The sequence below is a fragment of the Pseudomonas sp. B6(2017) genome (genome assembly GCF_002112765.1).
GTDB lineage: Bacteria > Pseudomonadota > Gammaproteobacteria > Pseudomonadales > Pseudomonadaceae > Aquipseudomonas > Aquipseudomonas piscis.
Window position 1 is genome coordinate 35,238 of the sequence record NZ_NEIQ01000006.1, and the last position, 13,631, is coordinate 48,868.

The 13,631-nt window shown below is 65.1% G+C and carries 3 protein-coding genes; 2 read left to right on the top strand and 1 reads right to left on the bottom strand.

Going from position 1 to position 13,631, the window contains the following annotated elements; translation table 11 throughout:
• Positions 1-461: 461 nt before the first annotated feature.
• Positions 462-10,988 (bottom strand): autotransporter-associated beta strand repeat-containing protein, encoded by a 10,527-nt coding sequence (locus CAG11_RS11415; RefSeq protein ID WP_371857889.1) that lies wholly within the window; start codon positions 10,986-10,988, stop codon positions 462-464.
• Positions 10,989-11,462: 474 nt separating this feature from the next.
• Between CAG11_RS11415 and CAG11_RS11420 the strand changes: the two genes are divergently transcribed.
• Both CAG11_RS11420 and CAG11_RS11425 read left to right on the top strand, forming a co-directional pair.
• Entirely contained in the window at positions 11,463-12,419 is a 957-nt protein-coding gene (locus CAG11_RS11420) for a nucleoside-specific channel-forming protein Tsx (protein WP_085596391.1), read from the top strand.
• A gap of 107 nt (positions 12,420-12,526) precedes the next feature.
• The gene (locus CAG11_RS11425; protein WP_371857890.1) at positions 12,527-13,546 is read left to right on the top strand and encodes a purine nucleoside permease; all 1,020 of its coding nucleotides are present in this window, start codon (positions 12,527-12,529) and stop codon (positions 13,544-13,546) included.
• The last annotated feature ends 85 nt before the right edge of the window (positions 13,547-13,631 follow it).

Consider the following 13,631-nt stretch of genomic DNA (forward strand, 5'->3'; position numbering starts at 1 on the left):
AAACCGGGGCTTATCATTAAACCCAACTACATTGCTTCGCAAATATCATATTCAAACTTAACCAGACCTGAATGAGTCCATCCCGGGCACACTCATCCTCCAGATATACTTACGCGCAGCTGTTACAATTTTATTTCAATACCAGGCAAGGTGATCGGAGCCCCCGACAACTTGCAACAGGTCAAGTCCAGCACACCAACGCTCAACTTTGGCGCTAGTTAATACCAATCAAGAACCAGTGCATTTTTAATATCGAGAAGAGCCTTCGGCCAACTAGCACGGCATATCAGCTTCGGCGCCGACAATGATTTCGGTCATGCCCGGCGAGCATGGCGACGCCCCGCAGCGTGCAAGAGCGCCGGCCCCCACCAATGGCGTCCCAGCGACAGTCGGCAACCCTGAATGGCCGCCAGGAAACGACAAAGCCGCCTCGCAAGGCGGCTGCCGAACACCCAAGACAGTCAGAAGTCGAGGGTGAAGTTGAGGGTCATGGCATGGTCCTTGGTTTTGTCGGACACCTGCCCCGAGTAACCGATGCCCAGCTTGCCGGCCGGGGTGATCTGGTAGTCCAGGCCAGCCTCCAGCAGCGCACTGTCCTTGGCGATCGGCACGCCCTGGGTGGTGAAGGAGGTGCCACCGTCGATGAAGGTCAGGTCGGCATCCGGCTTGGTGTCGCCATAGGCATGGCGCCAGCCCAGGCCCACCCGTGGCGTGAGCTGGTGCCCATTGCCCAAGGTGAGGCGCTTGCCGGCCCGTATGCCGACGGTGGAGAAGGTCACGTCCTGGCTGGCCTTGGCCTTGAGCGCCGCCGCACCGCCCTTCTCCTTGCCGGTGTTGCTGTCGTAGTTGACATAGGACAGCCCGACGAATGGCTCCAGGGCTACGCCTGCAGCGTCCATCGCATACCCCACCTCACCGAAGACCTGGGCGCTGCGGGCGTTGTAGTGCGCCTTGAGCCGATCGCTGTAGGTGCCGACATTGACGTCGCGCTTGGTCTCGATCCGATGCCAGCTGTAAGCCGCTCCCAGGCGTACGGCCACGGCATCGAACTGGGAGTTGAGGTAGGCACCCAGGTGCGTGCTGTCGACCTTGGCATCGGATTGCAGCCGGTGGGCCGACAGGTCGCTGCGGGTATAACCGGCAGCGACCCCGGCCCGCCAGGTATCGTCCAGCTGGCGGTCGCTGCCGAGCATGAAGCCCGAGAGGTTGCGGTCCAGCTTGGCGGTATTGCTGTTGCCGGCCATGTCACCCCAGGTGCCGAGTACCCGCATCCAGCCGACCATCTCGCCCTGGCAACCACTGCTGCTCAGGCGGTTCTCGCGGCTGGCCAGGACCTGCCGCGGGTCGTCCTGGGAGCTGGAGCAGCCAGGCTGGCGCATCCGGTCATTGAGGGCGTCGCGCACATACCGCGAGTCCTCCAGCAAGGCGCTGACGGTGCTGGCATGGATCTCCCCGGACAGGCTGTTGAACGCATCCACCGCCCCGGCGCGGTCCAGGCCGAGGATCTGGTCGTTCAACTGGTCGGCCGGATCGTCGTCATCCCCCGAGTAAGCCCCCAGGGCCGCGGCCACCGCACGCTGGTTAGAGGTCTGGGCGACGTCGACGAAGCTGGTCTGGTTGCGATTGACATTCAGGTTCACCTGGTTGGCGTCGTACACCAGCGAGGTGTCGAAGAACACCAGTTGCGGCAAGTTGCTGCCGCTGAAGGTACCGGTGATACCGCCACCGGCGTTGATCAGTGCATAGCTGGTGTTGGCGCCACCATAGTTCAAGCCAGTGACCTGCAGGTTGCCCGCCAGGTTGGCAGTGCCGCCGACCTGCAACGCCGGGCTGCTGGCCGAAGTCGGCGTCAACTGCAGGGTGCCGGTGCTGCCATTGCTGAAGTTGCCGGCGACCGCCAGCTTGCCGATTGGCCCGCCGGAACTCACCAGGCCATTGTTGACCAGCCCCCCGACGCTGCCGTTGCCAGCCAGGGTCGCACCATTGCTGACCACCACTTGCCCAGCCAGGGAAGCCGGGTCGTCGCCAATCTGCACGGTGCCCTGCTCCACCGCCAGGGTGCCGCTGAAGGGCTGGTTGCCATTGAGTTGCAACAGCCCCGCGCCTTGCTTGACCACGGTACCGGTACCACTGAGCAGGCCGTTGAACACGCCGTTGCTGTTCTGTGCGAACAACATCCGGGCGTTGACCAGCATCCGTCCCTGCAAGCTGGTGGTGTTGCCCGCCAGGGTGCCACCACTGACCGTGGTACCGCCGGTGTAGGTATTGGCGCCGGTGAGCAGCAACACCCCGGCATCGGTTTTCTCGATACCGCCGCTGCCCACCAGTGGTGCGTCGATCTGGGTCACCACCCCGCCGTTGATCCGCACCTTGGCCAGGCTGCCATCGCTGCCATTGGTGGGGCTCAGGCTGCCGTTGCTGCCAGCGACGAAATTGTAGCCGCTGTCGAGTACCTGCATGCCGGTGAAGCTCTGGTTGCCGGCCACGGTCACGGTGCCGCCCTGCCCGCCGAAGATCACGAACTGGTTGCCCGCGCCTTCGGTCTGGGTACCGGTGGGGTCGGTCCAGTTGGTCGAACCACCCCAGGTTCCGCTACCACCAGTGATGCTGCCGTTGGCCGTGGTCTGGCCGCCGTTCCAGAACTGCACCTGGCCTGGCGCACCCTGTACCAGCAGGTTGACCTGGTTGGCCAGGGCGGTCTGCAGGCTCAGGGAGCCCGGCAGCACGCTACCAGGCAGGGTGCCGTAGTCCAGGCCGTTATTGGTCAAGCTGCCGCCGTAGCGGAACAGCTGGTAGACGCCTACGCCGAAGTTTCCGGCATCGGTGATGTTCAAGGTGCCGTCCAGGGTCAGGTCGCCAGCCACGTTGACCACCGTGGTGGAACTGGTGGCCTGGCCCAGGCTGAAGTCCAGGTTGGTGCCGGAAGACAGCACCAGCCCGCCCACGGACAATGGCGTGGCACTGCCGCCGGCCTTGAGGCTGGCGCCATCGCCCAACTGTAGGGTGCCGTTGAGCTGGCCGCTGCCACCGATGCTGGCGCCATTGGCCACCTGCACATTGCCGCTGGCCAGGCTGCCGTCCACCAGCAACGAGCCGCCCTGCACCTGGGTGGTACCGGTAAAGCTGTTGTTGCCGGTCAGCAACAGCGTGCCGCTGCCTTGCTTGACCAGGGTGCCGTTGCCGCTGAGGTTGCCGGCATAGGTGCCATTGGCGTTCTGCTGGAACATCAGCGCGGCGTTGTTGAGGATCGAGCCCTGCAAGCTGCTGGCGTCGCCGCGGGTGGTGCCCGCGTTGAGCGTGGTGCCGCCGCTGTAGGTGTTGGCGCCGCTGAGCAGCAAATCGCCGCTGCCATTCTTCACCAGCGAGCCATTGCCACTGATCACGCCGCTGAGGGTCAGGGCCTGCTGGTTGGCCAGGTTCAACTGCGCGCCAAGGGTAATGGCGTTGGCCAGTTGCAGGGCCACCGGACTGTCGAGCTGGGCATTGCCGCCCACCGTCAGGGCTCCGGTGCCCAAGGCGCTGTTGTTGCCCAGGATCAATTGCCCGGCCTTGAGCAAGGTACCGCCCTGGTAGGTATTGACGCCGTTCAAGGTCAGGCTGGCGCTGCCGCTCTTCACCAATCCGCCGCTGCCACCGACCACGCCGCCCAGGGTCAGGGCATTGGAACCGCCGATGTTCAATGCGCCAGCCAGGTTCAGCCCATTGCCCAGGGACACTGCGGTATTGCTGTCCAGGGTGGTGCCATTGGCGGTGCTCAGGCCGCCTGTACCCAGGGCGTTGTCGGCCCCCACCACCAGGGTGCCGCCCTGTAGCGAGGTGCCGCCGCTGTAGCTGTTGTTGCCATTGAGCACCAGGGTGCCGCTGTCGAGCTTGGCCAGGGTACCGCCGCCAGTGAGCGTCACGCCGAGGGTAGCTGTGGCATTCGGATCGACCCGGATCGCGGTATTGCCGGTGCCGCCATTGACCAGGTTCAGCGCCCCGCCCACACCGCCGGCCAGGTTGTAGCCGTCGGTGACGAACTGCATGCCGGTGAGGTTCTGCGTGCCGTTCACGGTCACGTTGCCAGCGCTGCCCTGGAACACCGCGAAGCTGCCGGCCCAGGCCTGGTTCAGGCTGCCGTCGGCCAAGGTCCAGTTGCTGGTGCCACTGCCCCAGGTACCGGAGCCGCCGTCGATCACGCCGTTGCCCGTGGTTTGCGAGCCATCCCAGAACAGCACCGTGGTGTTGGGGGCGCTCACCAGCAAGTTGACCTGGTTGCCCACGGCGGTTTGCAATTGCAGGTCGCCCGGCACCACGCTGCCGGGCAGGGTGCCGAAGTTGAGGCCGTTGTCGGTGAGCGCCCCGGTGTAGTTGATCAGGCGATAGACGCCGGTGCCGAAGCCGCCGATATCGCTCACGTTCAAGGTGCCGTCCAGGGTCAGGTTGCCGCCGACATTGACCAGGGCATTGCCGCCTCCGCTGACTGGCGTGCCCAGGCCCACGTCCAGGTTGGAGTTGGCCCCCAGTACCAGCGAGCCCACCGACAGGCTGTTGCCGGAACTCAGCGCCAGGTGCCCGCCATCGGCCACGCTTAGGGCGCCGCCCAGGCTGCCGCTACCGGTCAGGGTCGCGCCGCTGTTGACCGTGACCGTATTGCTGGCCAGGGAGCCGCTGAGGTTCAGCGTGCCGGCGTTGACCTGGGTATTGCCGCTCAGGCTGCTGCTGCCGCCGAGATTGAGCGTGCCGCTACCGGTCTTGACCAGTTGTCCGGCACCGTTCAGGCCGCCGGCGAAGGTACTGCCCAGGTTGTCAGCGCCCAGGGTCAGGGTGTTGCCGCTGCCGATGGTCACCGCACCGCTGCCGCTGAGGCCGCCAAGGCTGGCGGAAGCGCCCAGGTCAAGGTTGGTTCCAGCCCCGAGGTTGACCCTGGCGTTGTTGCCCAGGGCCCCGCTGCCCTGGGTGATCAGGCTGCCGGACGACACGTCGAACAGGCCGCTGAAGCTGTTGTTGCCACTCAGGGTCAGGTTGGCCGCGCCGTTCTTGGTCAAGGTCCCGCTGCCGGCGATCACGCCACCCAGGGTCAGGTCGTTGGCCCCGGCCAGGGCCAGCCCGGCATTGACGTTCAAATCGTTGTTCAGCACCAGCGGCGCACTGTTGGCCAGGGTCGCGTTGCCGCCCACGGTCAGCGCGCCGCTGCCCAGGGCCGCGGCCTGGGCCAGGGTCAGGGTGCCGGCGTTGAGCAAGGTACCGCCCTGGTAGTTGTTGACGCCGCCCAGGACCAGGTTGCCCGGGCCATTCTTGATCAGCTGGCCGGCACCGCCGATGACTCCACCCAAGGTCAGGTCGTTACTGCCAGCCAGCGTCAGGTTGGCATTGAGGGTCAGGGCATTGGCCAGGCTCAGGGCACTGCTGGCGTCCAGGGTCGCGGCACCGCCCACGGTCAGGCCACCGGTGCCCAGGGCGCCGTTGTTGCCCAGGGTCAGGGTCCCGGCGTTGAGCAAGGTGCCGCCAGTGAAGCCATTGTTGGCGTTCAGGATCAGGTTGGCCGCACCGTTCTTGGTCAGGCTGCCTGCTCCATTGATCATCCCGCCAAGGGTCAGGTCGGCGGTACCGCCGATGCCCAGGTTGCCGGCCAGGTTGAGCACATTGGTGAGGCTGACCGCCGTGCTGGCGTCCAGGCTGGTACCCGCTGCTGCGTCCAGTGCACCACCGCCCAGGGCGGTGTTGCTGGCCAGGATCAGGCCACCGGCGTTGAGCGCGGTAGGCCCCAGGTAGGTGTTGTTGCCGGCCAGGGTCAAGCTGGCGCTGCCGTTCTTGACCAGGCTCCCGTTGCCGCTGATCACTCCACCCAGGGTCAGGGCATTGGAGCCGGCGATATTCAGTGCACCAGCCAGGGTCACGGCATTGCCCAGGGTCACCGCGGTGTTGCTATCCAGGGTGGTGCCATTGGCGGTGCTCAAGGCACCTGTACCCAGGGCGCTGTTGTTGCCCACCACCAGGGTCCCGCCCTGCAGCGAAGTGCCGCCGCTGTAGCTGTTGGTGCCATTGAGTACCAGGGTGCCGCTGTCGAGCTTGGCCAGGGTGCCGCTGCCGTTGATCGCCACGCCGAGGGTGGCAGTCATGCCGGGATCGACACGAATCGCCGTGTTGCCGCTGCCATTGACCGCCGTCAACGAACCACCGGGGGCCCCCACCAGTTGATAACCGCTGGTGGTGAATTGCATGCCAGTGAAACTCTGCGCCCCGGCCACGGTGACCGTACCCGCAGTGCCCTGGAAGACCGCGAAGCCGTTGCCCCAGGTCTGGTTGAGGCTGCCGTTGACCGAGGTCCAGTTGTTGCCGAGCGAGTCCCAGGTGCCGCTGCCGCCATCGACCACGCCGTTGGCCGTGGTCTGGCTGCCATCCCAGAAACGCACGTTGCTGCCGCTTCCCGACACCAGCAGGTTGACCTGGTTGCCAACGCTGGTCTGCACCACCAGGTCGCCAAGGTTGAAGCCCAATGGCACGCTGGCCACGTTCAGGCCCAGGTCCACCAGGCTGCCGGTGTAGTTGATCAGGCGATACACGCCTACGCCGAAACCGCCGGCATCGCTGACGTTGAGCTGGCCGCCCAGGGTCAAGTTGCCGCCGACGTTGAGCAGCGAAGTGGTGGACGGCGCGCCAAGGTTGGCGTCCAGGTTGGCACCGCTGTTGAGCACCAGCGAACCCACCGACAAGGTACTGCCCGAGTTCAACGCCAGGTGGCCGCCGGAAGCTACATCCAGGGCGCCCAGCAATGAGCCGGCGCCAGTCAGGGTGCCGCCGCTGGCGACGTTGACCGTGCCGCTGGCCAGGGAGCCATCGACCTTCAGGGTGCCGCCGCTGACCAGGCTGTTGCCGGTCAGGCCATTGATGCCGCCCAGGGTCAGGGTGCCGCTGCCGACCTTGGTCAACTGCCCGCTGCCACCAAGATCACCGTTGAACACCGAACTGGCGTTGCCGCCGCCGACACTCAGCGCCACCCCGGGGCTGAGTTGCACCGAACCGCTGCCGGTCAACCCGCCAAGGCTGGCACTGGCGCCCAGGTTGAGGCTGGCGCCCGCGCTGATGTTGGCCCCGGAACTGTTGCCCAGGGCGCCGCTGGAAAGCGTGGTCACACTGCCTGCCAGCACGTTCAAAGGTCCGCTGAAGGTGTTGTTGCCACTCAGGGACAGGTCCGCCAGGCCGTCCTTGATCAGGCCTGAACTACCGCCGATCACCCCTGCCAGGATCAAGTTGTTGTTGCCGGCCAGGGTCAGGTCGGCATTGAGGGTCAGGTTGTTGCCCAGGGCCATTGGCGTGCTGTTGTCCAGGGTCGCGGCGCCGCCAACGGTCAGGGCGCCAGCGCCCAGGGCCCCGCTGTTGCCCAGGGTCAGGGTCCCGGCATTGAGCGTGGTGCCACCCTGGTAGGTGTTGATGCCGTTGAGCGTCAGGTTGGTGGTGCCGTTCTTGATCAACTGCCCCGTACCGCCGATGACCCCGCCCAGGGTCAGGTCGTTGCTGCCGGGCAGGGTCAGGTTGGCATTGAGGGTCAGGTTGTTGTTCAGGCTGATACCTGGTGCGCTGTCCAGGCTCGCCGCGCCGCCTACGGTCAACACCCCATTGCCCAGGGCGCCATTGCTGCCCAGGGTCAGGGTCCCGGCGTTGAGCGTGGTGCCGCCCTGGTAGGTGTTGACGCCGTTCAGGGTCAGATTGGCGTTGCCGTTCTTGATCAAGCTGCCGATCCCGCCAACCACCCCGGCCAGGGTCAGGTCGGCACCGCCACCGATAGTGACCCCGCCGCCAAGGTTCACCTGGTTGCCCAGGCTCACTGCGGTGTTGCTGTCCAGGGTGGTGCCGGCGGCCGCATTCAACGCACCACCGCCCAGGGCATTGGCGTTACCGATGATCAACCGGCCGGCGTTGAGGGTGGTGTTGCCCAGGTAGGCGTTGGCGCCGTTGAGGATCAGGTCGGCGCTGCCATTCTTGATCAGGCCGCCGATCCCGCCGATCGCGCCACCCAAGGTCAGGGCATTGCTGCCGGCGATCGTCAGGTTGCCGCCCAGGTTCAGCCCATTGCCGATGCTGACCGCGGTGCTGGCGTCCAGGCTGGTGCCGTTGGCGGCATTCAGCGTGCCATTGCCCAGGGCGCCGTTGGCCCCCAGGATCAGCGTGCCGCCGTTGAGGGCGGTATTGCCCTGGTAGGTATTGGTACCGCTGAGGGTCAGGCTGGAAGTACCGCCCTTGATCAGCCCGGCGCTGCCGCCGATGGTGCCGCCCAGGGTCAGGGCATTGCTACCGCCCACCGTGAGGTTGGCATTGAGGTTGATGGCATTGCCCACGTTCAGGGCACTGCCGGCATTCAGCGAACTGGCGCCGCCCACGGTCAGCGCACCGCTGCCCAGGGCCGTGGCGCTACCCAGGGTCAGGTTGCCGGCATTGAGCAAGGTGCCGCCCTGGTAGCTGTTGTTGCCGTTGAGGGTGAGGTTGGCGCCACCGTTCTTGACCAGTCCATAGGCGCCGCTGACGTCGCCATCCAGGATCAGCGGATTGAGCCCGTCCAGGGTCAGGTCGGCGTTGAGCACTATGGCATTGAGCAGGTCCAGGCTGGTGCTACCGGCGAGGTTCGCCGCGCCGCCCACGGTCAAGGCGCCGCTGCCCAGGGCGCCGCTGTTGCCCAGGGTCAGGGTGCCGCCGTTGAGCAAGGTTCCGCCCTGGTAGGTATTGCTGCCATTGAGGGTCAGCCCCGCCGTGCCGCTCTTGGTCAGGCCACCGATGCCGGTGACCAGCCCGCCGAGGGTCAGCGCGTTGCTGCCGGCCAGGTTGAGGTTGCCGGACAGGTTCAGGGTATTGCCCAGGGACACCGCGGTACTGCTATCCAGGGTAGTGCCGGCGGCGGTATTGAGCACGCCCAGGCCCAGGGCCAGGTTGCTGCCCAGGATCAGCGAACCGCTGTTGAGGTTGGTATTGCCCAGGTAGCCGTTGTTGCCAGACAGGGTCAGGCTGGCCCCGCCATTCTTGACCAACCCGCCGGCACCGTTGATCTGTCCGGACAGGCCCAGGTTCTGGTTGCCGCCAATGGTCAGGGCGCCGGCCAGGTTGACGTTGTTGCCCAGGCTCAAGGCGGTGTTGGCATCCAGCGTCGTACCGGCCGCCGCGTTGAGGGTGCCGGTGCTCAGGGCGCCGGCATTGCCGACGATCAAGCGCCCGGCATTCAGGGCGGTGTTGCCCAGGTAGGCATTGGCCGAATTGAGGACCAGGTCGGCGCTGCCGTTCTTGACCAGGCCACCGGCACCGCTGACCAGGCCGCCCAGGGTCAGGGCATTGCTGCCACCCACCGTCAGGTTGCCGGCCAGGGCCAGGGCGTTGCCCAGGTTGATGGCGGTGTTGGCATCCAGGGTGGTGCCGCCGGCCGTACTGAGCAAGCCACTGCCCAAGGCATTGTTATTGCCCAGGATCAGGCTGCCGGCATTGAGATTGGTGGTGCCGCTGAAGCCGGTGTTGTTGCCGCTCAGGGTCAGGCTGCCAGTACCGCCCTTGCTCAGCGCGGCACTGCCGCTGAGCACGCCGGACAAGGTCAGCGCGCCGACGCCACTGGTACTCAGGGCGTTGTTGAGCACCAAATTGTTGCCCAGGTTGACGGTACCCGGAGCGCTCAAGGTGGCCGCGCCGCCCAGGGTCACGGTGGAAGTGCTGAAAGCCTGGTTGTTGCCCACCTGCACCGTACCGCCATTGAGGGTGGTGCTGCCGGTGTAGGTATTGGCGCCATTGAGGGTCAGTTGCCCGGCGCCGGACTTGACCAGCCCGCCGCCACCAGAAATCACCCCGGCCAGGGTGGTGTCGTTGCTGCCTTGCAGGGTCAGGCCGCCAGCACCCAGGGCGATCAGGTTGTTCAGGGTCAGGCCAGCGCTGCTGGCTTGCAGCACACCACCATTGGAGGTCAGCAGGCCGCTGCCGAAAGTCGCGCTGTTGTTGTACAGGGCCACCCCGCCATTGAGCGTGGTGTTGCCGCTGACCACCGGCCCCTGCAAGGTCCAGGTACCGCTGTTGAGGGTCAGGTTGTTGAAGTTGACGTAATTGGCACTGGAAACCGTACCGCTGCCGGTGGTGCCGCCACCCACGCCCAGGGTGTTCTGCAGCAGCAGGCTGTTGGAGCCGCCGGCGCCGCCATCGATCTGCCCGGTAGCAGCAAATGTCAGGTCGACCCCCAGCAGGCCGCCCAGGGCGATGCCGATCCCGCCGCCGCTGCTGACCGAGGAACCGGTCACTGCGGTGAAGCTGTTGGTACTGCCGGCCCCCAGGGACACGCCTCCGGTGATCTGCCCGGTGTTGGTGAAGTTGTTGCCAGCCGCCGAGGATTGGAACGCCACCCGGCCCACCAGGGTGCCGTTGTTGGTCATGTCGACCTGCGAGCCGCCCCGCACCGCCACCACCGGCGCATCGGCGGAGAGCAGGGTCAGGCCCAGCAATGCCGAGGAACCGATGCTGCCGTTGTTGACGATGGTAGTAACGCCGCCCGCGCCATTGTTGATGTTCAGCGCCATGCCGTTGAGCGTGCCCAGGTTCAGGCCGAGGATGCCGGAGGTGCCGTTGAGGGTACCGCTGGCCGCGTTGTTGATGTTGACGGTCGCGGCGCTGCCATTGCCGATGACCGCACCATTGCTGAGCAGGGTCACCAGCCCGAGCAGGGCCGGGTCGATAGTGCCACTGTTGTTCAGGGTGACGTTATGGCCGGTGAGGCTCATCGCCGTGCCGCCGAGCAGCGAGTTGAAGGTCGCGCCACTGTTGACGTTGACCGTCAGGTCGTCGGCCGAGGTGGCGAAAGCGTTGGTGAGGACCGCCGTGGCATTGCCGCTGCAAGTGACGATGCTGCCGGCGCTGGGGTTGGCCGGCGAACAAGCGGCCATGGCGGCCGGGCTGGCCAGCCCCCAGAGCAGGCCGGCCAGGCCCAAACGGATCGCCAGGGGCAAAGGCGAAAGACTGACCAGCACATCCTTGGCGCGAGCGTTCACATGCAGCTCCTTCCTTGAGAGCAGGCTTTTTCATTACGTAGGAACGCGTACTACCCGGAAGCTTCAGATCCCTCTACTACACGCAGCAACCCGCAAAAACCTGACCGATGGTTAAGTTTCCCTGGCAGTAACCTAGACGACGCCGCAAAGCTTGCCCAACCCAGGCGCACCATCAAATAGCATTAATACCTTGGTAAGGTGCATCGATTAATCTCGGTAAAAATCAGGGAAAAAGCGTTTATTTTCAGCGATCCTTGGTGTTTTAAAATTTTTACAACACTGCACAGGCCGCTGCGTCGCACCCTTAGGGTGCCCCCATTCACCCCTTCCTTCCCAAACAGGCCGGTCACGTCGATCCAGTAGCAAAAAGACCAGTTGGTACGACACATGCAAACGTTTGCGCACCAGGGAATCCAGGCCATTCGCCGATGATTGCCCAAACCTGATCTCACCCCGCACGAACAAGGATTTTCAATGCTCGTCACCTCCAGGCCTACCGCGCCTTCGTACCCACGCAGCGTTTCCCTGCTACTGGGCATCGTTACCGGACTACTCAGCCCTGCCCTGTTGGCCCAACCCGCCACCCCGGACGAATCGGCCCAGGGCGAAGGCCTGAGCAAGGACGTGCAACCGGCCAAGCCCGGCGCCTACCTTTCCGACTGGTACAACCAGGACCTGATGCTGATCGGCAGCAAGGACATCAGCTTCGGCCCACGCCCGGCGGACGACGTCTACCTGGAATACGAATACTTCGGACGCAAGGGGCCATTCGAGCTCTATGGCTACATCGACCTGCCGAAGATCCTCGATATCGGCAACAGCCACGACAAGGGCATCTGGGACCACGGTTCGCCGCTGTTCATGGAACACGAACCGCGCATCTCCATCGACTACCTGGCCGGCCGCAGCCTGGCCATCGGCCCGATCAAGGAGTGGTACGTGGCCTTCGACTGGATCTACGACCACGGCAGCCGCACCGCCAACCGTGCCAACACCCTGTACAGCGGCCTGGGCACCGACATCGACACCCATTCGCGGGTCAACCTGTCCGCCAACTTCTACGGTCGCTACCAGTGGGAAAACTATGGCGCCAGCAATGAATACTCCTGGGACGGCTACCGCGCCCAGCTCAAGTACATCGTGCCCATCGACAAGTTCAGCAACGGCGCCTCGCTGACCTACATCGGCTTCACCAACTTCGATTTCGGCTCCGACCTGCACAAGGACAATCCGGCCCGCACGGCCAATGCCACCGTGGCCACCAATGTGCTGCTGTACTCCTTCACCCACCTGCGCTTCACCCTGGTGGGCCGGTACTTCCACAACGGCGGCAACTGGGAAGACGGCAGCGTGCTGAATTTCGGCGATGGCGAATTCCGCGCCCGCTCCAACGGCTGGGGGTATTACGCCGGGGTCGGCTACCAGTTTTAGCGACAGCGGCAAGTTTCGAGCGACAAGCAGCAAGACAACCACGGTGTAACCTGGATCGAGCAGGATCAGCACCGATCAACGGCAATCATGGAGGTGTTATGCGTGGCATGCAGAAAGTTTCGTGGATAGTGGGCCTGAGTGCGGTGCTGGCCGGCGGGGCCTGGGCCAATGAGGCGCCGATCAAGCCCAAGGTGGTGCTGATCAGCATGTTCGCTCCGGAAGCACAGAACTGGATCGAGCGCCTGGAGCTCAAGCACAAGGTGCGTGTCCCCGGGTTGGCCGGAGAATACCCGGACATCAGTTGCAACAACGACCGGCAGGTGTGCCTGCTGACCACCGGCATGGGCCAGACCAACGCCGCGGCCTCGACCCTGGCCCTGGCGCTGTCGCCGCAGTTCGACCTGCGCAAGAGCTACTTCCTCATTGCAGGGATCGCCGGCATCAGCCCGCACCAGGGCACCATCGGCACTGCGGCCTGGGCCCATTACCTGGTGGAGTTCGGCACCCAGTGGGAGCTCGACTCGCGGGATGCGCCCAAGGAATGGCCCACCGGCTACCTGGGCATCAACACCAAGGGGCCCAATGAAAAACCGCCCCTGGACTACAAGACCGAAGTGTTCGAACTCAACCCGAAACTCCAGGCCAAGGCCTTCGCCCTGAGCCAGAAGGTGACCTTGAGCGAAAGCAAGGAATCAGCAGCCTGGCGCCTGAAGTATCCCCAGGCTCCGGCCAACCAACCGCCGGTGGTCACCCGCTGCGACACCGTGGCCGGCAACACCTGGTTCTCCGGCACGCGCCTGAGCGAACGAGCTGAGGTCTGGACCCGCTTGCTCACCGACAACAAAGGCGTTTACTGCACCACCCAGCAGGAAGACAACTCCACCTACGAGGCGCTGCTGCGGGCCAGCCGCGAAGGCCGAGTGGACGTCCAGCGCCTGGCGGTACTGCGCGCCGGCTCGGACTTCGACCGCCCGGCACCCGGTGCCAGCGAAGTGGACAACCTGCTCAAGTACGCCGACCAGGGCGGTTTCGTGCCGGCCCTGGAAAACCTCTACCGGGCCGGCAACCCACTGGTGCAAGACATCCTCAAGAACTGGTCGGCCTGGGAGCACGGCGTCCCGCAATGACCCCGTGATCGGCCCTATCCAAACCTGTAGCCGCTGCTGAGCCTGCGAAGCTGCGCCAAGGCCCGCAGGGCCTTCAATGCCCCCC

Coding starts and splice junctions, on each gene's coding strand:
- CAG11_RS11420 (WP_085596391.1), top strand. CDS start 11,463: ATGCTCGTCACCTCCAGGCCTACCGCGCCTTCGTACCCACGCAGCGTT.
- CAG11_RS11425 (WP_371857890.1), top strand. CDS start 12,527: ATGCAGAAAGTTTCGTGGATAGTGGGCCTGAGTGCGGTGCTGGCCGGC.